Below are 26,894 nucleotides of genomic sequence, written 5' to 3'. Positions count from 1 at the left end.
GTGGGCGGTACCATGACGAAGCATGCTGGGGGAACGAAGCACGACCCGCGCAGACGACGTGTCGCGCGTGGTCGAGCTGCCCCCGGAGAAGGGCGTACTGACCGCGATCGGCCGTGATCACACCCTCACCACAGCGCTCGCGGACCTCATCGACAACAGCATCGACGCCCATGCGGGCACGGTCACAATCCGTCTCGTGACTACCGACTCGCTACTGCACACCGTTCGAGTGCGGGACAACGGCGACGGGATGTCCGGCGATGAGCTTCAGCTCGCGATGCGTCTCGGTGAACGCAGAGAGTACGCCGCCACCGACCACGGTCATTTCGGGATGGGTTTGAAGGCCGCTTCCCTCAGTCAATCGCGAACGCTGACCGTGTTCACATTGGGCGAAGGTGACGTACCGCGCGCGATACGCATCGGACGGCAAGGCTTCCAGGGCGAGGTACTGACGGACCAGGCGGCATGGACCGGGTTCGAGGACGACCCCGGATCTCTCGACAGCACCGGAACGGTCGTCGAGTGGAGCGGGGTGGAGAACGTGTCCCGGGCGTCGAGCCCGACCGAACGGCAGACGTGGCTCGAACGGCTCGTGGGTTCTCTGCGGACCGAACTCGGGCTCACGTTCCACCGGCTCTTGTCCGCTGGTCGTCTGCGGATCGGTGTGGAGGTATTCGACGATGCCATCGCACTCGTCGGCGTGCGACGAAATGTGGAACCGGTCGATCCGTTCGGCTTCCAGACCTCGGGCCACGCCGACTACCCGGTCTCTGTGACCGGGGTGACCGACGACGGATGTGAGCTCACAGCGGCCCTGCACATACTTCCGCCGAACTCGAAGTCGGCCTCGGCCGAGTTACTCGGGCGCCCTCGGCGGGAATGGCAGGGCTTCTACATCTACCGGAACGATCGTCTCCTCCACGCCGCGGGATGGTTGGAGCAGGCCCACTCCGATCGCCGACTCCAACTCGCGCGCGTAGCAATCGACCTCACCCCCGCCCTCGAGACCCACCTCCGCATCAACCACGAGAAGCACGGTGTGAGGCCGTTCGAAGGATTCGGACTCGCCCTCCAACGGGCACGATCGACCAACGGGATCGGCTTCGAACGGTTCCTCGAGGATGCGCGAGACACGTTCCAACGCGCGAACAAGCGAAGGACCGGCATCAAGCCCCTCATCCCGATGAGCGAAGGACTCTCTGAGAGCCTGACGGAGAACGTCCGAGAGCGCATCGGCGAGCGCGAAGACGTCCAGCCCATCGCGATGCGATGGCGTCAGCTCGAAGAGGGACGGGTGTTCCTCTTCGACCCGGAAGCCCGCACAATCTGGCTAAACGACGGCTACCGGACCGCGATCGGCGGTGTCACCGGCGACGCGCCGCTGCTGAAGACGTTGACCTACCTCCTGCTCCAAGACCGCTTCGCCAGCAAGCATGTGAGAAGAGGCACGAAGGAGGAGATCGAAGCCTGGCAGTCAATCCTGATGGACGCCCTGCTCGAGCAGATCGGTGAGGACGGCTACAGAAGCACCCCATCAGTGGATGACAATGCCTCGCCGCCACCGCTTCGCGGACTCGACGAAGTCGGGCATCTCACCTCCGCCGCATCGGATGGTTTCCCCGTCTCGGCGGAGCCAGCCGATCACACCGCACTGGCGTTCCTACCGGAACAAGTCGGCGAGACAGCGGAGAGCTCTCCCGAAGTCACGAGAGCCGACCCTTCGATCATCGCGGAGCTCTACAGCAAAGGTGCGACGATCGCCGAGACAGCGCAGCAGCTCTCCGCGGATGGCCGCGCGGTCGCCCGTGTCCTGTGTCTGCATGTACTCGGTCTGGACGAACCACTGGATGACGAGTCCCTGTCTCCTCGGCACGGCTTGGTGTACACGCCCGGAGAACGGGACCGGATCGTCGCCGCGTACCGGTCAGGAACCCCGATCGCGCGGATCGCTCAGGACACGGGCAGAACACCGCTCGCCGTGGGCTGGCAGCTCCTCGACCACCCGAGCCGACCCGTCTTCGTCAAACGGTCTCTGATCCGGCGCCTGCGCCGCGCCACGCCGGATGGAGACCATGATGGCTGAGGCGCGGGTCGAGCCGGCTAAACTCACTAGAATGAGCACCCCTCTGGCGTATGATGCCGCCGTTTCGAATGGCGACACCACCGTGCCCGAGAACGCCCCGACCGAAGGCGCGATCCGCGTACTCGATCTGTTCGCCGGAGCGGGAGGGCTCACGGCTGGGTTCCATCAGGCGTCCACACGGTTCCGTTCTGTCCGAGCGGTCGAGTGGGACCTCGCTGCCGCAGCCTCGTACGAGGCCACATTCGGCGAAGGCATCGTGTACGCGGGTTCGATCCAGGATTGGCTCGCGACAGGTGAGTCACCGGAGATCGATGTGATCGTCGGCGGTCCTCCGTGCCAAGGCTTCTCCACACTGGGCAAACGCGAGATCGAGGACGAACGCAACCACTTGTGGCGTGAGTACGCCACCACGATCGTCCGCACGCAGCCCAAGTACTTCATCGTCGAGAACGTCGCCGAATTCGCACGGTCACCACAGTTCCAGCGGTTCAAGCGGGCAACCTACGGCCAGGGAAAACTGCGCAACTACAGCTTCCGACACGCGATCTTCAACTCCGCAGACTTCGGCGCCCCGCAAGCCCGCAAACGCGCCGTCCTGATCGGCTACAGGCGCGACCTGGGCTTCCCGGGATTCCCCACGCCCAGCCACAGTGCCTCACCGGAGACCGACGGCAAGCTTCCGTACCGAACCGTCGCCGACGCCCTGGCGGGCGTGCCCCTCGTGCCGGACCGCGACGATGAGTTCGACACATACAGGACCACGTTCTCAGGCAAGACCTTCGCTGGCTCGTTCCATCCGCGACAGCTTCACTGGAGTCGCAACTACGCGGACATCTCCCGCCGCCGGTTCGCTGCGATCCCCGAGGGTGGGAACCGCTTCGATCTCCCAGAAGACCTGCTGGCACCGTGCTGGGTGAACCACAAGACGGGATCGGCTGACGTCATGGGTCGACTGCGTTGGGAGCGACCTTCCGTGACGATCAGGACAGAGTTCTTCAAACCGGAGAAGGGCAGATACCTTCATCCGACAGAAGACCGAGCGATCACCCACTATGAGGCGGCGCTGCTGCAGGGGTTCCCGCCTGATCATCGCTTCATCGGTTCACGTACGGCGATCGCCCGCCAGATCGGCAATGCTGTGCCGATCGCCCTGGGGGCTGCCATCGCAGGCATGCTCGCAAACGCCCTCTGACACCGCTTCGAGCCACCCTGGCCAGTGACCCACCCGGCCTCGACCGGTTAGTACCGCCGACGCTGGCGCACGTTGAGCGGTCGGCGTGCATGGGTGTGCAGAATCGAAGTATGGCCGCTCCCCCCGTGCCCTTGAACTCCGTTCAGCTCGAGGTGCTCACCTGGATTCGAGACGGCTGCCAGTCCGGCGTGCGCGAGGGCTGGTCTCATCGGGTGACCGCGCGCGCCCTGCACAGCAGAGGTCTCATACGCGTGTCCGGCCACGGCGCCGAGTGGAGGGCATCGATCGAACCGGACGGGGTCTATTACATCGAGCACGGACGGTATCCTCCGGAGCCGGACTCACAACCCGTCGTAGTAGCTCTCTCCTCGACCGATCCGGCGTCGCCGATGCCGAGCGAGGCGGCTGCGCCACCCGTGGAGGAGGCACCGCGGAAGCGGCATGACCGTCCGCACAAGCCGGGCGTGACGGAGCGCTTCATCGACGAGCTTGTCGAAGCCGGTCCTGCCGGTGTGGAGATCCCAACGGAGAAGCTAAATCTGCTGCGGAGGCGGGTGGCTGACGCGGAGCGCGATGCCCGCATCCCCGTTCGGATGAGGGTCGCGGTCTGCCCGTTCCGTCGCGAGGCGCAGCACGGAGCGCTTGTCCGGATGGAGAGGCTCCCGGGCTGGTTCCGGCAGGCGCAGAAGTCGCGGCGCGGCGGCGGCGAGCACACGACGCCGGCCGTCGAGCTGGATGCAAGCGAGCAGTTCCAAGTCCGGGGTGCGGCGCGGGAGCGTGCGTTGCGGCTGGTCGACGCGCTGGTCGAAGGAGCGGCGTCTGAGGGCATCGCCGTGCGCGCCGCCGTCGGGGTGGGCATCGACGACGGGCGGCGTTACGTCGAGGTTCGACGCGACGAGGTGGCGTTCGCAGCCTCCGGCGAACGCCCCGTCCCAGCCGCCCGCGCAGCGACGGTCCCAGTCAAGTTCCCCCTCCCAGCCGACCACGTCGGCGCCGGCGCAGCAGGCGTCACCGTCCCCGCAGGCCGCGGCGGAGCCACGCACCTCACCACCACCAGCGGCGCCGCCCCCGACGGATCCGGGCAAGCGGTAACCGACCCCACCGCACACGTCGAGAGGAGGTGAACTCGCCCCGCCCCGGAAGCGGCGGCGCACCCGGCTCGGTCAGCTGTAGCGACCTGACCGAACCCACGCATTCCTCGACGCCCAAGAACAGCGGCAGGCGCCCTCCCGACCTTCCGGCAAGGCACGCCCCACACCGCAGCGCTGATCCGTCTCGCGAGCGTCGAACAGGGCCCCGGTGTCCCGGCTGTGTCCCGGCGCGTGGCAACGCACTCGCTCATGCCTATCGCGACGCAACGGAACCCGGCCCCCGAAGGTCCCCGTGAACCCTCAGACACCAACGACGAAGCCCAGGCAAGAAACGTGCTCTCACCTGGGCTTTTCTGTCGGGATGACAGGATTTGAACCTGCGACCCCCTGACCCCCAGTCAGGTGCGCTACCAAGCTGCGCCACATCCCGTTGTTGAATTTTCGAGGCTGTTCGTGACCGTCGAGGACAACGTGTCCCCCAGTCAAGTGCGCTACCAAGCTGCGCCACATCCCGGTCTGTCGTCCGCTCGCGGACAACTCCCCTATCCTACCGGTTTCCCGGAGTGCTCGCGAACGCGTGTCCGTGACCGGGAGTACGGTCTGGTCATGAGCCAGATCGAGATCGTCCCGGCATCCGCCGATCGCTTCGCCGATGTGGAGCACGCCCTCACCGGCGGAGGCGACGGCGCCTCCTGCTGGTGCCAGTGGTGGATGCTGCGCAACAAGGACTTCCAGTCCGCGACGTCCGCCGAGCGGCGCGAGCTGCTCCGCGGCGACCTCGCCGCCACACCCGCCTCCGCGCTCATCGCCTACGTCGACGGTGAGGCGGCCGGCTGGGTCAAGGTGTCGCCGCGCCCGGCGCAGCCCCGCCTCGCCGCGACGCGTGCGTTCCAGCAGTCGCCGGAGCCCTTCGACGATGCGTCGGTGTGGGCGGTGACCTGCTTCGTCGTCCGACGGGAGTTCCGCGGCGACGGCCTTGCGAACCGCCTGCTCGACGCGGCCGTCGACCACGCCCGCGCACACGGCGCGCGCGTCATCGAGGGCTACCCGGTCGACACCGATGCCGGCAAGACGTCGTCGAACAACCTGTTCCACGGCGCCCTCTCGAGCTTCGTGGATGCCGGATTCGTCGAAGTCGCCCGCCCGAAACCGGCGCGCCCGATCGTCTCGCTGACGGTGGCGTGACCTCGCGGCTTCGACACGGCAGAATCGAGAGGTGAGCGAACCGTCCGTCCGCGTGGACTCGTGGCTCTGGGCGGTCCGCGTCTACAAGACCCGCTCCGCCGCGACGACCGCCTGCCGCGCCGGCCACGTCCGCATCGGCGGCGAGAAGGCCAAAGCCGCGCAAGCCGTGCGCGTCGGAGACGAGCTGCGGGTGCGGATCGCGGGATTCGACCGCATCCTCGTGGTGCGCCAGCTGCTCACCAAGCGCGTCGGCGCGCCCGTCGCGGCACTCGCCGCCGAAGACCGCACACCGCCGCGCGAGCCCGTCGCCCAGCTCGCCGTCCGCGATCGCGGTGCCGGCCGTCCCACCAAGCGCGAACGGCGCGAGATCGATCGCCTCCGCGGGCGGGATGCGCTCAGCGGCCCCGACGACGAGAGCGACTCCTGACCGCGGCGCGCGTCAGACGGAGCACGGTCAGACGGCGTCCAGCCACGACGGTCCCCGACTGACCGCGCCGTGGGCGGCGACACGCTCGCGCAGCTCACGGTCGCTCGTGACCACGACGACCGACCGTCCCGCCGCGGCGAGCGCCGCCGCCTCGGCGACGATCGCGTCGTCGCCCTCTCCGGCCGCGCGCACGACCGCGATGCCGGGAACGTCGTCGACGGCCCGCGCCTGACCCTCGACCACGACGCGCACCTCGGGGAACCAGACATCTCCCGGCAGCTCCAGCCGAGCGGCAGCCATGCCCTCGACGACCAGCGGACGCAACCGTTCGAGCAGTCGCCCCGTCGCCGCCGCACGATCCTTCCACCAGCCGTCGGGCACGGATCCCACCACGTTCGCGGCATCCACCACCACAGCCGGACGCACGTCGAGCAGTCCGCGCAGCATCGGCCACGACGCGGCGAAGCCGGGGTGCAGCGGATACGAGTCCACGGCCTGCACCGGCACCCACGCGAGCTCGCGGCTCTCGGGATCGCTGATCACCGGCGTGAACGGCTCGACGACGTCGGCGACCACCGTCGCGTACGTCCACACGCCCACGTCGTACACGCTGATCAACCGCGGCCGCACGGCCGACGCGGGAACCCCGGCTTCCTCCGCCGACTCCCGCAACGCCCCGTCGCACGCCGATTCGCCCTCGTGCCGCGCGCCTCCCGGGAGCCCCCAGGTGTCACCGAAGTGGCTCCAGGCCACCCGGTGCTGCAGCAACACCCCTCGCTCGGCGTCGACCGCGAGCAGACCCGCGGCCCCGAACCGGCCCCAGTACCGGGCGCCGTCGTCGGCGACGACCCAGGCGTCGCCGGGATCGCGCGGCCCGTCGGGTCGGCGCGGCTCGCCGGGAGCAGGAGGCACGATCGTCACCCGTTCAGCCTGTCACACCCCCGGCATCCCGCCGCCTCCGCGTGACGAGATTTTGCACGGTGCATCACTCTCCGACACGCCCACATCTGGGCGCGACAGCCCCCGCAGACCCCACATATTGTGGTCAGACCAAGCCCACCCCACGAGATATCGAAAGCAGGATCCCCATGTCCTCCTCCCCCAGCGACACCGTCGTCTCGGCCCGCGCCACGATCGACGAGTATCTCGCCCGCTCCGACTGGCGCATCAACGCGAACGCCAACCAGGGCTACTCGCTGGGCGGCATGATCCTCAACTCCGCCGGAAAGCTCGTCGCGAACTACTGGCTCGACGAGGTCTACGACTCCGCCGCCGGCACGGCCCACCGCGAGGGCGACCTGCACATCCACGACCTCGATGTCTTCGCCGGCTACTGCGCCGGCTGGTCGCTGCGGATGGTGCTGGAACAGGGCTTCAACGGTGTCGCGGGCAAGATCTCCAGCACCCCGCCGAAGCACTTCTCCAGCGCGCTCGGCCAGCTCGTCAACTTCCTCGGCACGCTCCAGAACGAGTGGGCCGGTGCGCAGGCGTTCAGCTCGTTCGACACCTACCTCGCCCCGTACGTGCGCGTCGACGCGCTGAGCTACGACGACGTGCACCAGGCGATGCAGGAGTTCGTCTTCAACCTCAACGTCCCCTCCCGCTGGGGCACCCAGACCCCCTTCACCAACCTCACGTTCGACTGGGTGTGCCCCGACGACCTGCGCGCGCAGCATCCGCTCCTCGGCGGCCGGGTGCAGGAGTTCACGTACGGCGAGCTGGCGCCGGAGATGGCGATGATCAACCGCGCGTTCATCGACGTCATGACCACGGGCGACGCCGACGGCCGCGCCTTCACCTTCCCCATCCCCACCTACAACATCACCCGCGACTTCGACTGGGAGGGTGAGAACGTCGAGGCCCTGTTCGCGATGACCGCGAAGTACGGCCTCCCCTACTTCCAGAACTTCCTCAACTCCGACCTCGACCCGCACATGATCCGTTCCATGTGCTGCCGCCTGCAGCTCGACCTCACCGAGCTCCTCAAGCGCGGCAACGGCCTCTTCGGCTCGGCGGAGCAGACCGGCTCCATCGGCGTCGTCACGATCAACTGCGCGCGCCTCGGCTTCCTGCACTCCACCGGCACGGGCGACGACACCGCGGCGCTCGCCCGCCTCGACGAACTGCTCGACATCGCCCGCGACAGCCTCGAGGCCAAGCGCGAGGTGATCGGCCACCATCTCTCCGGCGGGCTCTTCCCCTACACGCAGCGCTACCTCGGCACCCTCGAGAACCACTTCTCCACCATCGGCGTCAACGGCGTGAACGAGTACGTCCGCAACCTCACGCGCGACGCGCACGACATCACGACGGATGCCGGGGCCACCCTCGCCACGCGCCTGCTCGACCACGTGCGCGCACGTATCACCGCGTTCCAGCAGGAGACCGGACACATGTACAACCTGGAGGCGAGCCCCGCCGAGGGTGCCACGTACCGCTTCGCCAAGGAGGACATCGCCCGCTTCGGCTCCGCTCAGGATGCCGCGACGAGCGCGGACGGCACCGACCCCGGCATCCGGCACGCCGGCACCCGGGCGAACCCGTACTACACGAACTCCTCGCAGCTGCCCGTCGGCTACACGAGCGACCCGTTCCTCGCGATGGCGATGCAGGAGCCGCTGCAGCAGAAGTACACCGGCGGCACGGTGCAGCACCTCTACCTCGGCGAGGCGCTGCCCTCGGCATCCGCCTGCCGTGACCTGGTGCGCCGTTCGCTGGAGCGCTTCCGCCTGCCGTATCTGACGATCACCCCGACCTTCTCGATCTGCCCGCGCCACGGCTACCGCTCCGGCGAGCACGAGACCTGCCCCGACTGCGACGCCGTGTGCGAGGTGTGGACGCGCGTCATGGGTTACTTCCGGCCGATCGCCGGGTTCAACATCGGCAAGAAGGGCGAAGCTCAGGAGAGGACGTACTTCGTCGCGCCCCACGACGGCCCGGCGACGGCATCCGCGACACCGCAGGAGGGGTCATGGTCCGCACCGCTGCAGCCAGTGAGCTGAACATCGCCGGGGTCACGGCGTTCTCCACCGTCGACTGGCCCGACACGATGACCGCGACCGTGTTCCTGCAGGGCTGCCCGTGGAACTGCTTCTACTGCCACAACCCCGCCCTCATCGACCCGCGCGCCGAGGGCGCCGTCACCTGGGCCGACGTCACCGACCTGCTGTGCGAACGCATCGGGCTGCTCGACGGCGTCGTGTTCTCCGGCGGCGAGCCGACGCTGCAGCGCGCCCTCGTCCCGGCGATGCGGATGGTGCGCGCGCTCGGGTTCCGGGTGGGGCTGCACACGGCGGGGGCGTATCCCGGGCTGCTCGCGCAGGCGCTGCCGTTCGTGGACTGGGTGGGCCTGGACATCAAGGCTTCGCGGGAGGACTACGCCGCCGTCACCGGTCGCGGCCCCAGCGGCGGCCACGCGTGGCGTTCGCTCGAGCTGGTGCTGGGCAATCGGCTGCTGCGGGCCGGCTCCGACCACCCGCTCGACTACGAGGTGCGCACCACGGTGCACCCCGCGGCGATCGACGACGCGGGGCTGCGCGAGCTCGGATGCCGGCTCGCCGACGCGGGCGTCGACCACTGGGCCGTGCAGCGGTTCCGCGAGACGGGGGCCCGACAGCCGCTCCCCCGCGTGGCGGATGCCGAGGCACCGGCGCTCCGGCTCGACGACCTGCCGACAGAGCGGTTCCGCTCGCTGGTCATCCGCTGACGGGACCGCGTTTCGACTCGCGGCTGCGCCGCTCGCTCAACGACCGGGACCGGGGTCGAGCGCGCGTGGCGCCGTCGCGCTGGCCGGGCGCGGGCGGGGGCGCGGGCGCGGGCCGGCGTACCGGGTCAGCGCCGCCCGAACTGCCTGACCTCCGCCCGGCCGCCTGTCCGCCCGCACGCCTGTCCGCCCACCCTCCCGAACTGCAAGGGATGCGGGGCGACACGCCGCGGCATCCGCACACCGCACCGCGTGTCGGCGCAGAGGCCTTGCAGTTCGGGTCGGACCGGCCGGCGCCGTCCACTCGACGACCGGTACGACCCACCAGTCGTGATCAACCCCCGCGAGCCGACAGGCCAGCCGGCTCGGCCGAACCCGCTCGGGGCGCGGCTCGTCCGCCCACCCGCCCGAACTGCAAGGGATGCGGGGCGACACGCCGCGGCATCCGCGCCCCACACCGCGTGTCGGCGCAGAGGCCTTGCAGTTCGGTCCCCGGCGCAGACCGCCCGCAGCAGCCCAGCCGGCTCAGCGCTGGCGACGCTCGCGCACCCGCATGTTGGTGACGATCGGCGTGCCCTCGAAGCCGAAGATCTCGCGCAGACGGCGCTGGATGAAGCGCCGGTAGCCGGGGTCGAGGAAGCCAGTGGTGAACAGCACGAACGTCGGCGGACGGGTGCCGGCCTGCGTGCCGAACAGGATGCGCGGCTGCTTGCCGCCGCGCAGCGGATGCGGGTGCTCGGCCACCAGCTCGGCCAGGAACGCGTTGAACTTGCCGGTCGGGATGCGCTGATCCCACGACTCGAGCGCCGTCTCGAGCGCCGGGACGAGCTTGTCGAGGTGCCGGCCGGTGCGCGCCGAGATGTTGACGCGCGGCGCCCACGTGACGTGGGCGAGGTCCTGCTCGATCTCACGCTCGAGGTAGCGGCGACGGTCGGCGTTCTCCATGTCGTCGTCGTTCAGGCGATCCCACTTGTTGAACGCCAGCACGAGCGCACGGCCCGACTCGAGCACCAGGTCGATGATGTTGAGGTCCTGCACGCTGATCGACTGCGACACGTCGAGCACGACGACGGCGACCTCCGCCTTCTCCAGCGCCGCGGACGTGCGCAGCGACGCGTAGAAGTCGGCGCCCTGCTGCAGGTGCACGCGGCGGCGGATGCCGGCGGTGTCGACGAAGCGCCACAGCTTGCCGCCGAGCTCGACGATCTCGTCGACGGGGTCGCGGGTCGTGCCCGCGAGCTCGTTGACGACCACGCGCTCCTCGCCGGCGGCCTTGTTCAGCAGCGACGACTTGCCGACGTTGGGGCGACCGAGGATGGCGACACGACGCGGCCCGCCGAGCTCGCCCTTGGCGACCGCCGAGACCTCCGGCAGCACCTTCATCACCTCGTCGAGCAGGTCGGCGACGCCGCGGCCGTGGATCGCGGAGACGGGGTGCGGCTCGCCCAGACCGAGGTTCCACAGGGCCGCGGCCTCGGGCTCCTGCCGGGCGTCGTCGATCTTGTTCGCGACGAGGAAGACCGGCTTCTTCGTCGTGCGCAGGAGCTTGACGACGGCCTCGTCGGTCGCGGTCGCGCCGACCATCGCGTCGACGACGAACAGCACGACGTCGCACAGCTCGATCGCGACCTCGGCCTGCGCGGCGACGGAGCGGTCGATGCCGCGCGCGTCGGGCTCCCACCCGCCGGTGTCGACGAGGCTGAAGCGGCGGTCCATCCACTCGGCCTTGTACGTCACGCGGTCGCGCGTGACACCGGGGGTGTCCTCCACGACGGCCTCGCGACGGCCCAGGATGCGGTTGACCAGCGCGGACTTGCCGACGTTGGGCCGTCCTACGATCGCGACGACCGGCAGCGCCGGCAGCATCTCGACGACCTCGCCGCCGGCGGTGAAGCCCGCGAGCAGCTCATCGTCCTCGTCGTCGAGCTCGTAGTCGGACAGGGAGGCGCGCAGCGCCGCGGCCCGCTGCTCGGCGAGCTCCTCATCGAGGTTCGCGAGCTTCTCCTCGATCTGGTCGGGTCCGGCCTCGTAGTCGTCTTCAGCGGCCATCGGGATTCTCCTGTGCAGTGGGGGCGACCGCGGAGATCACGTCGAGGACGGCCTCCACGGTCTGCGTGAAATCGAGTTCGGTGGAGTCGACGACCGTCACGCCGTCTGCGGCGGTGAGGAAGTCGACCACGGTGCTGTCGGCGGCATCCCGTCGGTGCAGCGCCGCGGCGACCGCGTCGGCGTCGTGCGCGCTCAGCTCCGCGCTGCGGCGCGCGGCGCGCACCTCGGGGGCGGCGGTGAGGAGGATGCGCACCGGGGCGTCGGGCGCGACGACCGTGGTGATGTCGCGGCCCTCGACCACGACGCCCGGGCGACCCGACTCGCGCACGAGGCGGCGGAACAGCGCGTTGACCTGTTCCCGCACGGCGGGTACGCGTGCGACGCCGCTCACGGCGTCGGTCACCCGCGGCTCGCGGATCGCGGCGGTCACGTCGGCGTCGCCCACACGCACCCAGTAGTCGTCGGGGTCGAGCGAGATCGCGTAGGGGAAGTCGGATGCGGCGGCCACGACGGCCGTCTCGTCAGCGGTGTCCTGGGCCGACCCGGTGCCGCGCGTCAGCACGTGCCACGCGAGGGCGCGGTAGGCCGCCCCGGTGTCGAGGTAGCCGTAGCCGAGGGCGCGCGCGGCCTGCTTGGAGACGCTCGACTTGCCGGAGCCGGCGGGCCCGTCGATGGCGATCGTGACGGTCATGAGGGCAGGCTCGCAATCTTCCAGCCGCGCGACACGAGGCCCTCCTCGGCCTGACGCACGATCGTCGGGTCGACACTGATCTCGGCGAGACCGAACTGGGCGCCCGGCGAGTGCTCCAGCCGCAGGTCCTCGACGTTGACGCCGAGCTCCCCCAGCTCTCCGAACAGGCGGCCGAGCTGGCCCGGGGTGTCGTCGACCATGACGACGAGGCTCTCGAAACGCCGGTTCTGGCCGTGCTTGCCGGGCAGGCGTTCTACGCCGTCGTTGCCGCGGCGGATGGTGTCGGCGAGGGCACGCCGCGCGCCGGGGGCCTCGGGGGCGCGCAGGGCGTCCGCGACGGCGCGCAGGTCGTCGGAGAGAGCGTCGAGCACGTCGACGACGGGTGCGGAGTTCGCACCGAGGATCTGCACCCACAGCTCCGGTGCCGAGGCCGCGATGCGGGTCGTGTCGCGCACGCCCTGTCCGGCCAGCCGCAACGAGCCGTCGGGCGCGTCGACGAACCGGCCCGCGAGCAGCGACGCCACCAGCTGGGGCACGTGCGACACGAGCGCGACCGCGCGGTCGTGCTCGTCGGGCGTCATCTCGATGGGCGTCGCGCCGAGGTCGAGCGCGAGCCCTTCGACGAGCGCGAGATCGGATGCCGGGGTCTCCTCGTCACGGCACACGACCCAGGGGCGGCCCACGAAGATGTCGGCGCGCGCCGAAATGGCGCCGCCCCGCTCGCGCCCGGCCATCGGATGCGAGCCGATGTAGTGCGTGAGGTCGACGCCGCGTCGGCGCAGTTCGCGGAGCGGGTCGAGCTTCACGCTCGCGACATCGGTGACGACGGCATCCGGGAACGCGGCGAGCTCGCGCTCGACGACGTCGGCGACGACGTCGGGCGGAACCGCGACCACCACGAGCAGCGGGCGGTCACCGTCGGCGGCCGCGCGACCCGCGCCGTAGTCGACGGCGAGCCGCAGCTGCGCCGGCGACGCGTCAGCGAGCGCGACGTCGACACCGAGCGCGCGCAACGCATGGCCGATGCTGGCGCCGAGCAGCCCGGCACCGACGATCCGGACCGTGCCGGAGGTGCGAGCCGCACGCGCGCGTGCATCGGCAACGGCCTGTTCGGTCACTGTTCTCCGCCTCAGCTGTCCCCGGGCGGCGTGGGCGCCGCCTGACGCGCCACCGTGAGCAGCGCGCCGCGTTCCACTGTAGTCAACTCCCGCGCCCGCCCCGCCGGGAGGGTTCCCAGGTGGAGCGGTCCGAACTGTCGGCGCACGAGCTCGACGACGGGGTGACCGACGGCGGCCATCATGCGCCGCACGATGCGGTTGCGGCCCGAGTGCAGCGTCAGCTCGACCAGCGACGTGTCGCCCGAGGTGTCGAGCAGGCGCGCCTTGTCGGCGGCGATCGGGCCGTCGTCGAGCTCGACGCCCTTCGTCAGCCGCGCGATGGTCTGCGGGGTCACGCGACCGGTCACCTTGGCGATGTACACCTTGGTGACGCCGAACGACGGGTGGGCGAGCACGTGCGCGAGCTCGCCGTCGTTGGTCAGCACCAGCAGCCCCGACGTCTCGGCATCCAGTCGCCCGACGTTGTAGAGCCGCTCGTCCCAGTCCTTCGTGAAGCGGCGGAGGTCGGGGCGGCCCTGCTCATCCTTCATCGACGACACGACACCGGTGGGCTTGTTGAGCATCACGTAGCGCTTCGTGGTGTCGAGCTGGATGGCGGTGCCGTCGACGTCGACCAGATCGGATGCCGGGTCGATGCGCCGCCCGAGCTCGGTGACCACTTCGCCGTTGACGCGGATGCGCCCCTCGACGATGTACTGCTCGCAGACGCGGCGCGAGGCCACGCCCGCGTTCGCGAGCACCTTCTGCAGCCGCACGCCCTCGGCATCCGGGGTGTTCGTCATCATCGGAGCACCTCCGCGTCGAAGCCGTCGGATCCGTCGTCGAGCAGCGGCGAGATGTGCGGCAGCTCGTCGAGCCCGTTGATGCCGAGGTTCACGAGGAACGCCTCGGTCGTCCCGTAGTTGATGGCACCGGTCTCCGGATCGGTGAACAGCTCGGTGATCAGCCCTCGTGCCAGCAGGGTGCGCACGACCGAGTCGACGTTCACCGCGCGGATCGAGGCGACCTGGCTGCGGGTGACCGGCTGCTTGTAGGCGATGACCGCGAGGGTCTCCAGCGCCGCCTGCGACAGGCGCGACGGGGCCTGTCCGCCGACGAAGTCCGCGATCAGGTCGTCGTGCTCATCGCGCACGTACAGGCGCCAGCCGCCGCCGACCTCGCGCAGCTCGAAGCCGCGACGCGGACCGCCGGTCTCGCCGTCGTAGTCGGCGACCAGGCCCGCCACCGCCTGCCGGACGGCGGGCACGGGCGCTCCCACGGCGGCGGCGAGCGCGACGAGGCTCTGCGGCTCGTCGACGATCAGCAGGATCGCCTCGATCCGGCGCGCGACGTCGGCGGGCTCCTGCGAGCGCGGCGGCGCGTTCGTGTCGGTCTCGGTGTCAGCGGTCATAATCGGCTCCCAGGGTGGCGAGGTTCTCTTCGGACCAGCGTTCGGCGGTCCAGCGCAGGGTGAGCTCGCCGAGCGGTTCCAGCTGCTCGAACGAGAGGGCGGCGTGGCGGTACAGCTCCAGCACCGCGAGGAAGCGGGCGACGACGACGCCGGTCTGGGCGACCCCGGCGACGAGCTCCCGGAAGTTGAGGGTTCCCGCGTCGCGCAGCAGGGTGACGACGATCGCGGCCTGCTCGCGGATGGACACCAGCGGCGCATGCAGATGGTCGAGCCCGACGTGCGGGATCTCCTTGGGCGCGAAGGCGAGCATCGCGAGCGCCGCGAAGTCCTCCTTCGACAGCGTCCAGACCAGTTCCGGCACCGCGCGGCGGTACTTCTCGTCGAGGCGCACGGCGCGCACGTGGCGCCGGTCCTCGCGCCGGAGGCTGCGCTCGAACCAGGCCGAGACCTCTTTGAACGCGCGGTACTGCAGCAGACGGGCGAACAGCAGATCGCGTGCCTCGAGGAGCGCGACCGACTCCGCATCCACCAGCTCGCCCTGCGGGAGGAGCCCCGCGACCTTCATGTCCAGCAGCGTCGCGGCGACGACCAGGAACTCGGAGGCCTGATCGAGATCGTCATCGGAGTCGAGGCCCTTCAGGTACGCGATGAACTCGTCGGTGACCTTGCTGAGCGAGATCTCGGTGATGTCGAGCTCGTGCTTGCCGAGCAGCGTCAGCAGCAGGTCGAACGGACCGTCGAAGTTGCTGAGCGAGACGCGGAATCCGGTGTCGTCGGCCTCCGCGGCCGCATCTGCGACCGGCGCGGCCGCCGCGACGTCCGGCTCGTCAGGCGACGGCGCCACGAGCCACCAGCTCCCGCGCCAGGCGCAGGTAGGCCTGGGCGGCGGCGTGCTCGGGGGCGAACGTCGTGATCGGAACGCCCGACACCGACGCGTCGGGGAACTTCACCGTGCGCCCGATCACCGTCTCCAGGACGTCGTCGCCGAACGCCTCGACGACACGCTCGAGCACCTCGCGCGAGTGGAGCGTGCGCGGGTCGTACATCGTGGCGAGCACGCCGTCCAGCTCGATCGAGGGGTTGAGGCGGTCGCGCACCTTGTCGATCGTCTCGATGAGCAGCGCCACTCCGCGCAGCGCGAAGAACTCGCACTCCAGCGGGATGAGCACGCCGTGGCTCGCCGTCAGGGCGTTGACCGTGAGCAGGCCGAGCGAGGGCTGGCAGTCGATGAGGATGACGTCGTACTCCCCCGCGACCTTGCGCAGCACGCGCGCCAGGATCGTCTCGCGGGCGACCTCGTTGACGAGGTGCACCTCGGCGGCCGACAGGTCGATGTTGGCGGGGATGACGTCGAGACCGTCCACCGAGGTGTGCACGATCGTCTCGTGCGGGTCGCGCTTGGTGTCCAGCAGCAGGTCGTAGATCGTCGGGATGTCGTGGGTGGCGATGCCGAGACCGGCCGACAGCGCACCCTGCGGGTCGAAGTCGATCGCGAGCACCTTGCGCCCGTACTGCGCGAGGGAGGCGGCCAGGTTGATGGTCGTCGTCGTCTTGCCGACGCCGCCCTTCTGGTTGCACAGCGCGATGATGCGGGCGGGTCCGTGACCGGTGAGCGCGGGCGGGGTCGGGAAGCCGTGGTACGGCCGACCGGTCGGTCCCATCGGAACGTCCTCCGAGAGGGCCTTCTTCGTCCCCCGCGTCTTATCCGCCACCGACACTCCTGCTCCGTGATGCCCTTCCCAGGGCCTGGCGGACGTGCGCCGCCGTGCTCCTCGATTCTCGCACAGGGTGGGGTCGGCTCAGCCGAGGCCCCGCAGGGTGTCGACGTCCATGAGGCCCGCGTGCAAGCCGCCTCCCGCGATCAGCGACGGGATCGAGACGGTGCGGATCTGATCCTCGACGACGTCGCGGGTGTGCGCGAGGGATGCCGCGACCTCGGGCGACGTGGTGAGCTGCGCGATCTGCTCGATCTGCGCGGGGGTGTAGCCGTCGAGGCCGAGCCATTCGTGCAGGCGGGCGGTCGCCGCCTCCGCGGACGCGGCGTTCATCCACTCCTGCGTCGGCTGACCGTCGGCGGTCTCGGTCGTGAACAGTTGCTCGAGGATGAACCAGTCGCCCGTCTCGACCTCCGCCGTGTCGGCCGCGGCGTCCGCCGCCGTCCGCTGCGCCTCGAAGGCGCGCACGGCCGTGAGGTAGGTCGCGATGAGGTGCGAGTTGGCGAACTTGTCACCGAAGCCGCCGCGGATCGGATAGACGAGGTAGGTCACGTTGTGCGTCTCGTCGAAGCCCGCCTCCCGCATGTTGCGGAAGAGCTCGGCGCAGAAGCGGCATCCGGGGTCGAGGACGTCGAGCGCCGTCGGCCGTCCGTCGACGCGACCACCGAGGTAGGTGGCGTCGGGCGACGCGAAGTCCGCGGCATCCCACGTGCGCAGCCGGCTCGGGACGGTGGCGATCGTGTCGCCGACCGAGGCGAACTCGCGGCCGAACGCGCCGAGGACGTCGCCGGTGCCGATCGACTCCCAGAAGCCCGGCTCGACGGCGTCGATCGAGCAGGCTTGCGCGGCGAGCGTGCACGCCTGGGCGTTCTGCTTGTCGCACGTCCCGTAGACGAAGAGGTTGAGTCCGCTGCGGCCGAGCAGATAGAGACTGACGATGAGGCTCAGGACCATGATCCAGGCGACGACCTCGATGGCGATGCTCGCCGGGCGCACGAGCCGCGGCGCGCGCACCGCCAGAGGAGCCAGCAGCGAGTTCTTGACGTCGTCGCGGAACGTGGTGTCGCACGGGCGCAGCGTCACCCGGCGCCACGCGCACCCCCACGCCTTGCCGAGCAGCCGGCGGTACTTCGCGGAGACCGCGGACAGCACCAGGACGACGATGAAGGCGACGATGCAGACCACGTCACAACCCCGCCATCATCGCGGTCATGACCTCGAGCGTGCGATCGACGTCGGCGTCGGTGTTGTGCGCCCCGAGGCTGAAGCGCACGAGGGGTCCGAACCCCCGCCGCTCGATCAGCCAGTGGTGAGCGCAGAACGCTCCGCTGCGCACGGAGATGCCGGCGTGCGCCAGGAACGCGGCCAGCCGGTGTCCGTCGACCCGCTCCGGGAGGATCGAGATCACCGGCGTCGGCGCGTCGCCGATCATGCGCAGCCGCGGCAGAGCGGCGAGCCCGTCGTACAGGCGCGTCGCGAGACGCTGCTCGTGCACCTCGAGCGACTCGCCGGCGGCGCTGCGGAACCCGGCCAGCCAATCGAGGGCGGCGCCGAAACCGATGATCTCGGCCCACGCCTGCAGGCCGGGCTCGAGGCGGGTGTGCGGATCGGGCAGCAGGGTGAAGTCGTCGGCCGAGACGGCGCTCACCTGGCCGCCGCCGACGATGACGGGATCCAACGCGGTGAGCAGCTCCCGCGTGGCGACGACGACGCCGAGCGAGGGACCGTACATCTTGTGCGCCGAGAAGCAGACCGCGTCGGCGTCGAGACCGCGGAGGGCTTCGAGGGCATGGGCGGCCGCCTGGGCGGCGTCGACGATGACGATGCCGCCGACGCGGTGCGCCGACGCGATCAGCTCCGGCAGGTCCGGGGTGACGACGCCCGCGACGTTGTCCATCGCCGACACGACGACGATCGCGTCCCGAAGGCCCTCCTCGTCGGTGAGCACGCGGCCCTCGTCGTCGCGCTCCAGGACGATGCGCGGGATGCCGCGGCGACGCGCGGCCGCGATGGTCGACAGGAACACGGCGTTGTGCTCGGTGGCCGTCGTGACGATCCGGGCGTACCCTCCCGCGGGCAGACTCGCCAGGAGCAGCCCGAGACCGTACGTCGTGTTCAGCGTGAAGGCGCAGGCGTGCCGCCGCGACGTGAGCCCGAGCGCGGCCAGGGTCCGCTCGCGGGTGCGCGCCACCTCGGCATCCACCCGCCGGCCGGCGTCGTACCGCACGCGCCCGCCGCAGGCGTTGCTGTGCAGGTAGTAGTCCTGCACGGCGTCGATGACCGGTTGCGGCCGCAGCGTCTGACACGCGGAATCGAGGTAGACCTCGCCCTCGGGAAGATAGGCGAACCCGGGTCGGGCCTCGGCGGCGGCGTCTCGCTGCGCGTCGGCGCCGCGACCGCGTCTGCCGAACAGGCCCTTGCGTTCGGGGCGACCGGCGGCATCCATGCGGCCCATTGTGGTCGGACCACCCGGCCGTGCGCCGCCTCTTCCGCCGTGAAAGATCGAGCGCCGACCGGGCTCCGGCCTCAGAAGAGGCTGCCGATGACGTCCAGCCGCAGCTGGGCGGCGACGGCGATCACCAGGTAGTCCACCACCACGATCAGCGGCAGCCACGACAGCACCGCCGCTCCGACGCGTCGCGCACCGGGCGCGCTCCCCCACACCCCGTCGCGGAGCGTCCAGCCGGCGACCGTCCAGAAGAGCGGGATCGTGACGAGCCAGATCACCATGCACCAGGGGCACAGCGAGCCGTACTCGAAGACGCTCCGGTACGCCAGGACGTGCACGAACACGAAGGCGCCCGCCACGAACAGCCCGTACACGCGCCAGAACCACGACCGCAGACCCGCCGGGGCGGCGAACGCCGCGGCACCCGCGTAGATGGGGCCGAAGAAGAGCATGATGCCGATGATCGAGTTGCTGAACCCCAGCAGGTTGCCACCGGGCGAGAGCAGGTTGGGGCCGCACGTGACGATCGGGCTGATGCTGCAGCTGATCAGCGGCGTGGCCCCCGTCAGCTGGCCGATGTACTCCAGGTACAGCAGGAACGCCACGATGCCGCCGGTCGCACCGGCCACGATCCACCAGACGGACAGCGCGCGTCCGGGACGGTGCACGGCGGGGATGCTCTCGCGGTTCATCCCGCCATCGTCCCTCGCTGTCCGCGGCGGGAAGCGCCCGATGCGCCGGAGAAAATCAGCGGGCGCGGGGGTGGGAGGTGAGATACACGTCGCGCAGTGCGTCGACCGTGACGTGGGTGTAGATCTGGGTCGTGGCGACCGACGCGTGGCCGAGGAGTTCCTGGACGACCCGCACGTCGGCGCCGCCCTGCAGCAGGTGCGTCGCGAACGAGTGTCGGAAGGTGTGCGGCGACACGTGCGCCGTGAGACCGGCGCGCCCCGCCGCGTCCTGGATGATCAGCCACGCCCCCTGCCGCGACAGCGGCGCGCCGCGCGCACCGAGGAACAGGCGCGCGGTCGCGCGACCCCGCCGCGACAGCTCCGGGCGGGCGCGGGCGAGATACGCGTCGAGGGCCGCCCGCGCGTACGAGCCGACCGGCACGATCCGCTCCTTGCGCCCCTTGCCGCGCACGCGGATCACCTCGCCGCCCGAGCCCGCGACGTCGTCGACGTCGAGCTGCATGACCTCCGAGACGCGCGCGCCGGTCGCGTACAGCAGCTCCAGCAAGGCGCGGTCGCGCAGCCGGATGATGTCGGTGTCGCCGGTGGCTCCGGGCGCGGGGCCCGCGGCATCCAGCAGCGCCTCGATCTGGTCGATGGACAGCGCCTTCGGCAGTCGCTGCGGCGTCTTCGGCGGCCGCAGCCGATCGCTCGGGTCGGCCTGCTCGACCCCCTCGCGCACCAGGAAGCGGTGCAGCCCACGCACCGACGACTGCAGCCTCGCCAGCGACGTCGCCGCGGGCGGGGGCACGGCCGACGCACGCTCCGCGGCGAAGGCCGCCACGAGCGCCGGCGTCACCTCCGCCGTCTCCTCGACCCCCTGCGCGGACAGCCACGCGCGGTAGCCGGACAGGTCGCGGCGGTACGCCGCGACGGTGTGCTCCGACAGGCCGCGCTCGATCGTGATGTGCCTCAGGTAGGCGTCGATCGCGCGGTCGACCTTCACCGCGAGACCGCGGGTCCGCTCTCGCCGATGGCCCGCGGGCGACGCGGCCACGGAGCGTCTCCCGCCGCCAGCGTCGACCACGCCCGCGCGCGCGACGCCTGCGCCGCGAGGGCAGCCACGATGAGCGACGGGTTCTGCACGCGCCGGTCGAGGACGGCGTCCACGACCTCGTCGAGCGCGACCCAGCGCACCTCGATGTCGGCCTCCTCGGCCTCCCGGGCGAACGTCTCGTCGGCCGCGCGCAGGTCGCGTGCGAGGTAGATGCGGATGGCCTCGTCGCTGCCGCCGGGCGAGGTCATGAACTCCCCGAGCACGTGCCAGGATGCCGCCACGAGGTCGGCCTCCTCGGCCAGCTCGCGCTGCGCCGCGACCAGCGGCGACTCCTCCGCGATGTCGAGCAGGCCCGCCGGGATCTCCCAGTCGCGCAGACGCACCGGATGCCGGTACTGCTTGATCAGCAGCACGCGGTCCTCATCGTCCAGCGCGAGCACCGCGACGGCCCCGGTGTGGTCCATGTACTCGCGCACGATGGACTCGCCGTTGTAGGAGACCTCGTCGCGGCGGATGTTCCACACCCGTCCGACGAACGGCGTCTCGGTGCGGACGACCGCGGCCTCGACCGGGTCGTCCGCGAGCGGTGACGCGTCAGTCACGCTCGACCTCGAACAGCTCACTGGCGCGGTGCCGCTCCAGCGCCGCGGCGATGAGTCCGCGGAACAGCGGGTTGGCCTCGGTCGGGCGCGAGCGCAGCTCCGGGTGGGCCTGGGTCGCGATGTAGTACGGGTGCACGTCGCGCGGCAGCTCGACGTACTCGACGAGCCCGTGGTCGGGCGACAGCCCCGAGAACCACATGCCCGCCTCAGCGATCTGGTCGCGGTAGCGGTTGTTGACCTCGTAGCGGTGCCGGTGGCGCTCGCTCGCGCGGCCCGCGCCGTAGACCTCGGCGGCCAGCGACCCCTCGGCGAGCTCGGCCTCGTACAGGCCGAGACGCATCGTGCCGCCCAGGTCGCCCCGGTCGATGATGTCGACCTGTTCGGCCATCGTGGCGATCACGGGGTGCGTGGTGTCGGGGTCGAACTCGCTCGAGGAGGCGCCCTCGATGCCGGCGACGTGGCGAGCGTACTCGATCACCATGCACTGCAGGCCCAGGCAGATGCCGAGCGTGGGGATGCCCTGCTCGCGCGCGAAACGCAGCGCACCGAGCTTGCCCTCGATGCCGCGGATGCCGAAACCGCCGGGCACGACGATGCCGTCGAGGGAGCCCAGCGCCTTCTCGGCGCCCTCCGGCGTCTCGCAGAGGTCGGAGGCGATCCACTTCACCTGGACCTTCGTCTCCTGTGCGAAGCCTCCGGCCTTGAGCGCCTCCGTGACCGACAGGTAGGCGTCGGGCAGGTCGATGTACTTGCCGACGAGGCCGATCGTCACCTCGTGCTTGGGGTTGTGGACGGCGTCGAGCACCTTGCTCCAGCGCGTCCAGTCCACCTCGGCGGCCTTGCCCGACAGACCCAGCGCGTCGACGATGTAGCTGTCGAGTCCCTGCTCGTTGAGCATGGTGGGGATGTCGTAGATCGAGGGCACGTCGATCGCGTTGACGACGGCATCCTCGTCGACGTCGCACATGAGCGCGATCTTGCGCTTGTTCGACTCGGTGACGGGACGGTCGCTGCGCAGCACGAGGGCGTCCGGCTGGATGCCGATGGAGCGCAGGGCCGCCACGGAGTGCTGCGTGGGCTTGGTCTTCTGCTCGCCCGAGGCGCCCATGAACGGCACGAGGGAGACGTGCACGAAGAAGACGTTCTTGCGTCCGAGCTCGTGGCGGATCTGGCGCGCCGACTCGATGAACGGCTGCGACTCGATGTCGCCCACGGTGCCGCCGATCTCGGTGATGATCACGTCGGGCTTCGGCGTCTCGTCGGCCTGCAGGCGCATCCGACGCTTGATCTCGTCGGTGATGTGGGGAATGACCTGAACCGTGTCGCCCAGGTACTCGCCGCGGCGCTCGCGCGCGATGACCTGGGAGTAGATCTGGCCCGTCGTCACGTTGGCCGCCTGGCTCAGCTCGATGTCGAGGAAGCGCTCGTAGTGGCCGATGTCGAGGTCGGTCTCCGCGCCGTCGTCGGTGACGAAGACCTCACCGTGCTGGAACGGGTTCATCGTCCCGGGATCGACGTTGAGATACGGGTCGAGCTTCTGCATCACCACGCGCAATCCGCGCGCCGTCAGCAGATTCCCGAGGGAGGCGGCGGTCAGGCCCTTCCCCAACGACGAAACGACACCGCCCGTCACGAAGATGTGCTTGGTGGTGTCGTTCGAAGTCTTGCCCGCCGTCTTACCTGCTGAATGAGTGTCCGTCACGGGCTTTCATCCTATCAGCCCGGAGTGGGCGAGGCTCAGAAGCTCCCGGGCGTGGTCGAGAGCGGTGGTCGAATCCGACAGGCCGGACAGCAGGCGCGCCATCTCGGCCTCCCGATCGGCGCCCACGAGCGCACGCACGCTCGACGCCGTCACCGAGCCGTCGCCGGACTTCACGACGCTCAGGTGGTTGGAGGCGAACGCGGCGACCTGCGCGAGGTGGGTCACGACGATCACCTGGCTCGTCTCGGCGAGCCGCGCGAGGCGTCGACCGACCTCGATCGCCGCCGCGCCGCCGATGCCCGCATCGATCTCGTCGAACACGAACGTCGGAACCCCGCCGGAGCCCGCGATGACGACCTCGATCGCCAGCATGACGCGACTGAGCTCGCCGCCCGAGGCGGTCTTGGCGACGGGACGGGGCTCCGCGCCCGGATGCGGCGCGAGCAGGATCGTGACGTCGTCGCGGCCGGATGCCGTGGGGGCCGCCTCCTCGACGGCGACGACGACGCGCGCGTCGGGAAGGGCGAGCGCGTGCAGCTCCTCCGTGACCGCGTCGGCCAGGCGCACGGCCGCGGCGCGGCGCGCGGCGGTGAGGCGGGACGCGAGGGCATCGAGGGCGGCGGAGGCCTCGGCCTCCTCCTCCCGCAGGCGGGCGATGCGCTCACCGTCGTCGTCGAGCTCGGCGAGACGGAACGCACCGGTGCGCGCCAGCTCGAGCGCGGCGTCGAGGGTGCCGTGCGCGCGCACCAGGGCGGTGACGGCGGCCCGGCGCTCCTCGACCGCGGCGAGCTCGTGCGGCCCCGAGTCGTCGAGGTCGGCGAGGTACGCGCTCAGCTCGGTGGCGAGGTCGGCCACGCGGTACGAGATGTCGTCGAGGCTCGCCGCGTGACCCGCGAGGATCGTGTCGCTGCGCGCGGCCCGGTCGAGTGCGCGCCGCGCCTCCGTGACGAGCAGCGTGACATCCGGCGCCTCACCGCCGCCGGAGAGGGCATCGTGGGCGATCGCGGCCGCCTGTCGCAACTCTTCGACGTTGGCCAGTCTCTCGGCGCGCTGCGCCAGCTCGAGGTCTTCGCCGGGCTGCGGATCGACCTGCTCGATCTCCGTGAGTTCCGCGCGCAACCGTTCGGCCTCCGCGGCGCGCTCCGCCGCGTGGCCGGTGATGTCCGCGATCTGGGCCGACAGCTCGCGCAACGCGGTGTATGCCTCGCGGTACGCCTCCCACGCGGGGAGGATCTCCGCGGCGCCGAAGCGGTCGAGGGCGTCGCGCTGGGCGGCGCCGGAGCGCAGACGCAGCTGATCGGATTGGCCGTGCACCACGACGAGCTGCTCGGCGAGGTCGGCGAGCACGCCGGCCGGCGCCGTACGCCCGCCGACGCTGGCGCGGCTGCGACCCTCCGCCGTCACGGTGCGCGCCAGGTAGAGCTCGGCGAGGCCGTCGCCGATCGGCTCCACCTCGCCGCCCGCCTCCGCGACGCGGTCGGCCACGGCACCGGCATCCGGCACGACCCACACGCCCTCCACGGCCGCTTGAGCGGCCCCCGCGCGCACGACGCCCGAGTCCGAGCGGGCGCCGAGGAGCAGCCCGAGTCCGGTCACCACCATGGTCTTGCCCGCACCGGTCTCACCGGTGATCGCGGTGAACCCCGGCCCCATCGGGAGGGTCGCCTGAGCGATCACGCCCAGATCGCGCAACGTCATCTGCTCGATCACGTCGAGCCCTCCCCCGTCGCGACGGCCGCCGACCCTTCGGCGGGGCCCCGCCAGCCGGTCACAGGGAGCTGGAACTTGCGCACCAGCCGATCGGTGAACGGTGCCGGGTGCAGACGCGCCAGCCGCACCGGCTGAGCGGATCGGCTCACCACCACGCGCGCGCCCGGCGGCAGGTCGTGGGACCGCCGCCCGTCGCACCAGAGGATGCCGGTGCCGTCGGTGCGGGCGAGGACCTCGATCGCCACCGTCGCTTCGGGGCCGACGACCAGGGGGCGCGCGAACAGGGCGTGCGCCGAGAGCGGGACCACCGCGATCGCCTCGACGGTGGGCCAGATCACCGGCCCTCCGGCGGAGAAGTTGTACGCCGTCGAGCCCGTGGGAGTCGCGATGACCACGCCGTCGCAGCCGAAGCTCGACAGCGGGCGGCGGTCGATCTCGATGACGACCTCCATCATGCGCTCGCGCGCGGCCTTCTCGACGGTGGCCTCGTTGAGCGCCCACGTGTCGTAGATCACGGCGCCGTCGGCATCCTTCACGCGCACGGCGAGGGTCATCCGCTCCTCGACCTGATAGTCGCGCGCGATGATGCGGCGCATGGCGTCGTCGATGTCATCCGGCTCGATCTCGGCGAGGAAGCCGACATGGCCCATGTTGATGCCGAGGATCGGCGCCGTGCCGTCGCGCACCAGTTCGGCCGCACGCAGGATGGTGCCGTCACCGCCCAGCACGATGGCGAGCTCGACGTCGGCGACGTGCACATCCGTGCCCAGGGCCGCCAGCGGACCGAGATCGGTCAGGGCCGCGACCAGCTCGGGATCGTCCACGGCGAGCACCGGCCGCGCACCGGCCGAGGTCAGCGCGGCGATGACGCGACGAGCGGCCGCGACGGTGTCGTCTCGCCGGGCGTGGGCGACCACCAGGATGTCGCGCGTACGTGTCGCGTCGGTCATACCGCTCCCGTCAGCTCATCGATCGTCCTCAGCCATTCTGTCGGATTGCCGGGCGTCGCCGGGCGGTCGACAGAGGCGGCGGCGATCGGCCGGAGGTGCACGAGGTACTCCCGGTTGCCGTGCGTGCCTGCCAGCGGCGAGGCGATGAGGCCGGCGGTGCCGAGCCCCACGTCCCACGCCGCCCACAGCACGCCCGCGACGGCGTCGGCGCGGGCGGCCGGGTCGGTGACCAGGCCCTCACGCACCCCCGTCCGACCGACCTCGAACTGCGGCTTGATCAGCAGCACGATGTCGGTGGCGGCGCTGACCAGCGTCGCGATCGCCGGGAGGACGAGCCCCAGCGAGATGAACGAGAGATCGGCCACCACCACCTCGGGCACACGATCGTCGCCGGATGCGGCGGCCAGCGCTGCCGGCGTCATGTAGCGGACGTTGAAGCCCTCGATGACCGTCACGCCGGGGTCGGCCGCGACGGAGGCCGCGAGCTGCCCGTGTCCGACGTCGACGGCGAGGACGTGCGCCGCCCCGCGCTCGCGGAGCACCTGCGTGAAGCCGCCCGTAGACGCCCCCAGGTCGAGGCACCGCCGTCCGTCGACGCGGATCGGGAAGGCGTCGAGGGCCGCGATGAGCTTGTGCGCGGCACGACTCACGTAGTGGTCCGCACCGGCCACCGCCAGGACCGCATCGTCCGCGACCGGCGTCGACGGCTTCACGAGCGGCACACCGTCGACGGTGACCAGACCGGCCTCGATGTCCCGCGCGGCCTGCGTGCGAGAACGCGACAGCCCTCGCGCGGCGAGGGCCGCATCCAACCGCACCGTCACTGGCCGCCGTCGCGCGGGCCGGATTCGAGGCGGCGCGCCAGCTCGTCGTGCAGGGCGGCGTAGGCGGCGGCGCGCTCGCGAAGGGGCTGCTCCTCGATCACCTCGAGGGCGGAGAGCAGATCCTCGCGGCGCAGCTGCTGGTCGTCGCCATCCATCGACATACCTCCACGATAGTCGCCGCGACGACGACGGCCGCGTCACGCGACGCGTCTGTTAACGGGAAATGGCCACCCAGCGTTGGGTGGCCATTTCCTGAAATGAAGTCCGGCGGTGTCCTACTCTCCC

25 protein-coding genes and 1 tRNA gene are annotated in these 26,894 nt (G+C 70.8%); 7 read left to right on the top strand and 19 right to left on the bottom strand.

Translation table 11 applies throughout. The features are described 5' to 3' along the window. Positions 1–67: 67 nt before the first annotated feature. The 3 genes from AC1Q49_RS07660 to AC1Q49_RS07650 all read left to right on the top strand — a co-directional run bounded on the left by AC1Q49_RS07660 (position 68) and on the right by AC1Q49_RS07650 (position 4,399). Positions 68–2,083: an ATP-binding protein gene (locus AC1Q49_RS07660; protein ID WP_492491419.1), complete on the top strand. Its 2,016-nt coding sequence runs from the start codon at positions 68–70 to the stop codon at positions 2,081–2,083. Between the two features lie 31 nt (positions 2,084–2,114). After that, a complete protein-coding gene (locus AC1Q49_RS07655; RefSeq protein WP_492491417.1) occupies positions 2,115–3,275 on the top strand; it encodes a DNA cytosine methyltransferase in 1,161 nt (386 codons plus the stop codon). 110 nt (positions 3,276–3,385) lie between these two features. Beyond that, complete coding sequence (locus AC1Q49_RS07650) at positions 3,386–4,399, top strand: hypothetical protein (RefSeq protein WP_492491415.1); 1,014 nt, start codon at positions 3,386–3,388, stop codon at positions 4,397–4,399. A gap of 323 nt (positions 4,400–4,722) precedes the next feature. On the opposite strand, the gene AC1Q49_RS07645 is transcribed toward AC1Q49_RS07650, so the two are convergent. Then, a tRNA-Pro gene (locus AC1Q49_RS07645) sits at positions 4,723–4,796 on the bottom strand. A gap of 176 nt (positions 4,797–4,972) precedes the next feature. On the opposite strand from AC1Q49_RS07645, the gene AC1Q49_RS07640 reads away from it, so the two are divergent. Beyond that, positions 4,973–5,551, top strand: coding sequence for a GNAT family N-acetyltransferase (locus tag AC1Q49_RS07640; RefSeq protein WP_492491413.1), 579 nt, complete (start codon positions 4,973–4,975; stop codon positions 5,549–5,551). 31 nt (positions 5,552–5,582) lie between these two features. Continuing rightward, positions 5,583–5,978 (top strand): RNA-binding S4 domain-containing protein, encoded by a 396-nt coding sequence (locus tag AC1Q49_RS07635; protein WP_492491411.1) that lies wholly within the window; start codon positions 5,583–5,585, stop codon positions 5,976–5,978. A 27-nt stretch (positions 5,979–6,005) separates the two neighbouring features. Here the strand turns inward: AC1Q49_RS07635 and AC1Q49_RS07630 are convergent, their stop codons facing one another. Further along, the gene (locus tag AC1Q49_RS07630) at positions 6,006–6,899 is read right to left on the bottom strand and encodes an NUDIX domain-containing protein (RefSeq protein WP_492491409.1); all 894 of its coding nucleotides are present in this window, start codon (positions 6,897–6,899) and stop codon (positions 6,006–6,008) included. Between the two features lie 167 nt (positions 6,900–7,066). On the opposite strand from AC1Q49_RS07630, the gene AC1Q49_RS07625 reads away from it, so the two are divergent. Both AC1Q49_RS07625 and AC1Q49_RS07620 read left to right on the top strand, forming a co-directional pair. After that, on the top strand, positions 7,067–8,980 hold the full coding sequence (locus AC1Q49_RS07625) for a ribonucleoside triphosphate reductase (protein ID WP_492491407.1): 1,914 nt from the start codon (positions 7,067–7,069) through the stop codon (positions 8,978–8,980). Continuing rightward, on the top strand, positions 8,950–9,684 hold the full coding sequence (locus AC1Q49_RS07620) for an anaerobic ribonucleoside-triphosphate reductase activating protein (RefSeq protein WP_205283138.1): 735 nt from the start codon (positions 8,950–8,952) through the stop codon (positions 9,682–9,684). The genes AC1Q49_RS07625 and AC1Q49_RS07620 overlap by 31 nt, the downstream gene beginning before the upstream one ends. A gap of 522 nt (positions 9,685–10,206) precedes the next feature. Here the strand turns inward: AC1Q49_RS07620 and der are convergent. The 17 genes from der to AC1Q49_RS07535 all read right to left on the bottom strand — a co-directional run bounded on the left by der (position 10,207) and on the right by AC1Q49_RS07535 (position 26,770). Beyond that, complete coding sequence (der, locus tag AC1Q49_RS07615) at positions 10,207–11,730, bottom strand: ribosome biogenesis GTPase Der (RefSeq protein WP_060960696.1); 1,524 nt, start codon at positions 11,728–11,730, stop codon at positions 10,207–10,209. Further along, a complete protein-coding gene (gene cmk, locus AC1Q49_RS07610; RefSeq protein ID WP_492491404.1) occupies positions 11,720–12,421 on the bottom strand; it encodes a (d)CMP kinase in 702 nt (233 codons plus the stop codon). The genes der and cmk overlap by 11 nt, the downstream gene beginning before the upstream one ends. After that, positions 12,418–13,539 carry a prephenate dehydrogenase gene (locus AC1Q49_RS07605; protein WP_492491402.1) on the bottom strand — a complete coding sequence of 374 codons (1,122 nt, stop codon included), beginning with the start codon at positions 13,537–13,539 and terminating at the stop codon, positions 12,418–12,420. The genes cmk and AC1Q49_RS07605 overlap by 4 nt, the downstream gene beginning before the upstream one ends. A gap of 11 nt (positions 13,540–13,550) precedes the next feature. Then, a complete protein-coding gene (locus AC1Q49_RS07600; RefSeq protein ID WP_492491462.1) occupies positions 13,551–14,321 on the bottom strand; it encodes a pseudouridine synthase in 771 nt (256 codons plus the stop codon). Beyond that, complete coding sequence (gene scpB / locus AC1Q49_RS07595) at positions 14,321–14,929, bottom strand: SMC-Scp complex subunit ScpB (protein ID WP_061782523.1); 609 nt, start codon at positions 14,927–14,929, stop codon at positions 14,321–14,323. The genes AC1Q49_RS07600 and scpB overlap by 1 nt, the downstream gene beginning before the upstream one ends. Further along, positions 14,919–15,773 (bottom strand): segregation and condensation protein A, encoded by an 855-nt coding sequence (locus AC1Q49_RS07590; protein ID WP_060960701.1) that lies wholly within the window; start codon positions 15,771–15,773, stop codon positions 14,919–14,921. The genes scpB and AC1Q49_RS07590 overlap by 11 nt, the downstream gene beginning before the upstream one ends. Continuing rightward, entirely contained in the window at positions 15,757–16,590 is an 834-nt protein-coding gene (locus tag AC1Q49_RS07585) for a ParA family protein (RefSeq protein WP_061782522.1), read from the bottom strand. Before AC1Q49_RS07585 ends, AC1Q49_RS07590 begins: the two co-directional genes overlap by 17 nt. A gap of 138 nt (positions 16,591–16,728) precedes the next feature. Beyond that, positions 16,729–17,829, bottom strand: a complete 1,101-nt coding sequence (locus AC1Q49_RS07580) for a hypothetical protein (protein WP_492491399.1) — start codon at positions 17,827–17,829, stop codon at positions 16,729–16,731. 1 nt (position 17,830) lies between these two features. Continuing rightward, positions 17,831–19,090 carry an aminotransferase class V-fold PLP-dependent enzyme gene (locus tag AC1Q49_RS07575; RefSeq protein ID WP_492491397.1) on the bottom strand — a complete coding sequence of 420 codons (1,260 nt, stop codon included), beginning with the start codon at positions 19,088–19,090 and terminating at the stop codon, positions 17,831–17,833. A gap of 80 nt (positions 19,091–19,170) precedes the next feature. Then, positions 19,171–19,785, bottom strand: a complete 615-nt coding sequence (locus AC1Q49_RS07570) for a vitamin K epoxide reductase family protein (protein WP_492491395.1) — start codon at positions 19,783–19,785, stop codon at positions 19,171–19,173. Positions 19,786–19,840: 55 nt separating this feature from the next. Then, positions 19,841–20,770, bottom strand: coding sequence for a site-specific tyrosine recombinase XerD (gene xerD, locus AC1Q49_RS07565; protein WP_492491460.1), 930 nt, complete (start codon positions 20,768–20,770; stop codon positions 19,841–19,843). Further along, complete coding sequence (locus AC1Q49_RS07560; RefSeq protein ID WP_060960705.1) at positions 20,767–21,423, bottom strand: NUDIX domain-containing protein; 657 nt, start codon at positions 21,421–21,423, stop codon at positions 20,767–20,769. Before AC1Q49_RS07560 ends, xerD begins: the two co-directional genes overlap by 4 nt. Then, positions 21,416–23,125 (bottom strand): CTP synthase, encoded by a 1,710-nt coding sequence (gene pyrG / locus AC1Q49_RS07555; protein WP_492491393.1) that lies wholly within the window; start codon positions 23,123–23,125, stop codon positions 21,416–21,418. Before pyrG ends, AC1Q49_RS07560 begins: the two co-directional genes overlap by 8 nt. Positions 23,126–23,131: 6 nt before the next feature. Further along, positions 23,132–24,835, bottom strand: a complete 1,704-nt coding sequence (gene recN / locus AC1Q49_RS07550) for a DNA repair protein RecN (RefSeq protein WP_492491391.1) — start codon at positions 24,833–24,835, stop codon at positions 23,132–23,134. Then, positions 24,832–25,785: an NAD kinase gene (locus AC1Q49_RS07545; protein WP_492491389.1), complete on the bottom strand. Its 954-nt coding sequence runs from the start codon at positions 25,783–25,785 to the stop codon at positions 24,832–24,834. Before AC1Q49_RS07545 ends, recN begins: the two co-directional genes overlap by 4 nt. Beyond that, the gene (locus tag AC1Q49_RS07540; protein ID WP_492491387.1) at positions 25,782–26,609 is read right to left on the bottom strand and encodes a TlyA family RNA methyltransferase; all 828 of its coding nucleotides are present in this window, start codon (positions 26,607–26,609) and stop codon (positions 25,782–25,784) included. The genes AC1Q49_RS07545 and AC1Q49_RS07540 overlap by 4 nt, the downstream gene beginning before the upstream one ends. After that, positions 26,606–26,770: a hypothetical protein gene (locus AC1Q49_RS07535; RefSeq protein WP_191009711.1), complete on the bottom strand. Its 165-nt coding sequence runs from the start codon at positions 26,768–26,770 to the stop codon at positions 26,606–26,608. The genes AC1Q49_RS07540 and AC1Q49_RS07535 overlap by 4 nt, the downstream gene beginning before the upstream one ends. Between the last annotated feature and the right edge of the window lie 124 nt (positions 26,771–26,894).

The sequence above is a fragment of the Microbacterium sp. MPR-TSA4 genome (assembly GCF_058792815.1).
Note: the sequence above shows the minus strand (reverse complement) of the source record. Positions and strands in the feature narration are given on the sequence as shown.

Coding starts and splice junctions, on each gene's coding strand:
- AC1Q49_RS07625 (WP_492491407.1), top strand. CDS start 7,067: ATGTCCTCCTCCCCCAGCGACACCGTCGTCTCGGCCCGCGCCACGATC.
- AC1Q49_RS07600 (WP_492491462.1), bottom strand. CDS start 14,321: ATGACGAACACCCCGGATGCCGAGGGCGTGCGGCTGCAGAAGGTGCTC.
- AC1Q49_RS07585 (WP_061782522.1), bottom strand. CDS start 16,590: ATGGGACCGACCGGTCGGCCGTACCACGGCTTCCCGACCCCGCCCGCG.
- AC1Q49_RS07570 (WP_492491395.1), bottom strand. CDS start 19,785: ATGAACCGCGAGAGCATCCCCGCCGTGCACCGTCCCGGACGCGCGCTG.
- AC1Q49_RS07545 (WP_492491389.1), bottom strand. CDS start 25,785: ATGACCGACGCGACACGTACGCGCGACATCCTGGTGGTCGCCCACGCC.
- AC1Q49_RS07575 (WP_492491397.1), bottom strand. CDS start 19,090: ATGGATGCCGCCGGTCGCCCCGAACGCAAGGGCCTGTTCGGCAGACGC.
- cmk (WP_492491404.1), bottom strand. CDS start 12,421: ATGACCGTCACGATCGCCATCGACGGGCCCGCCGGCTCCGGCAAGTCG.
- AC1Q49_RS07535 (WP_191009711.1), bottom strand. CDS start 26,770: ATGTCGATGGATGGCGACGACCAGCAGCTGCGCCGCGAGGATCTGCTC.
- AC1Q49_RS07655 (WP_492491417.1), top strand. CDS start 2,115: ATGAGCACCCCTCTGGCGTATGATGCCGCCGTTTCGAATGGCGACACC.
- scpB (WP_061782523.1), bottom strand. CDS start 14,929: ATGACCGCTGACACCGAGACCGACACGAACGCGCCGCCGCGCTCGCAG.
- der (WP_060960696.1), bottom strand. CDS start 11,730: ATGGCCGCTGAAGACGACTACGAGGCCGGACCCGACCAGATCGAGGAG.
- AC1Q49_RS07640 (WP_492491413.1), top strand. CDS start 4,973: ATGAGCCAGATCGAGATCGTCCCGGCATCCGCCGATCGCTTCGCCGAT.
- AC1Q49_RS07620 (WP_205283138.1), top strand. CDS start 8,950: ATGGTCCGCACCGCTGCAGCCAGTGAGCTGAACATCGCCGGGGTCACG.
- AC1Q49_RS07650 (WP_492491415.1), top strand. CDS start 3,386: ATGGCCGCTCCCCCCGTGCCCTTGAACTCCGTTCAGCTCGAGGTGCTC.